Source organism: Halorubrum sp. GN11_10-6_MGM, assembly GCF_005435165.1.
Lineage (GTDB): Archaea > Halobacteriota > Halobacteria > Halobacteriales > Haloferacaceae > Halorubrum.
The window spans coordinates 1-607 of the sequence record NZ_SGUC01000103.1; the positions used below are offsets into that span (position 1 = coordinate 1).

1 protein-coding gene and 1 pseudogene are annotated in these 607 nt (G+C 71.3%); both read left to right on the forward strand.

What is annotated here, in order from left to right; genetic code table 11:
* Nucleotides 1–206: pseudogene (locus EXE46_RS16260) on the forward strand (ferredoxin--nitrite reductase); the annotation flags it as partial.
* A gap of 31 nt (nt 207–237) precedes the next feature.
* Nucleotides 238–534, forward strand: coding sequence for a DUF6360 family protein (locus tag EXE46_RS16265; RefSeq protein WP_008445523.1), 297 nt, complete (start codon nt 238–240; stop codon nt 532–534).
* Nucleotides 535–607: the final 73 nt, after the last annotated feature.

Sequence of the window (607 nt, forward strand, 5' to 3'; positions counted from 1 at the left end):
TCGAGAGCTTCGCCGCCGGGCGCGACGAGGGGGAATCCTTCCGAGCGTTCGTCGCCCGTCACGACGAGTCGGAGCTCGACGCCTTCGTCGAGCCGGAGGAGACCGACTACGAGGACCCGATGATGCACAACACGAAGCGCACGTGGTACCCGTACGCGGAGCACGACTCGATGGAGGACGCGCCGTCGACGCCGGCGGACGACTGACGATGCGGGCAACGAATCCGGGGGCGGCCCGATGAGCGACCGCCTGCTCCGCGTGAACGCCTACACGACGCTGGACCTGGTCGAGGGGCGCGCCCGCGGCCACGAGTTCGTCGCCGAAGCGCCCGGCGTCGTGAACGTCACCGCGCCGCGGGAGAACCCCGACCACGTCGCGCTGGAGGTCGAACTCGATAACACCGCTATCGACGACCTGACGGCCCACGCCGACGAGATCGACCTCTCACCCGCGCAGGCACGGACCCTCGCCGACGCGCTGGAGTCGACGGCGGACCGCGTCGAGGCCGCGCAGGGCGGCGACGACTCCTCGTAACCGACCGGCGGCACCTCACCGGCGTCCACCGCGCCGCCGGTCCGAACGACCGCCTCCGCTTACAGCTCCAGCC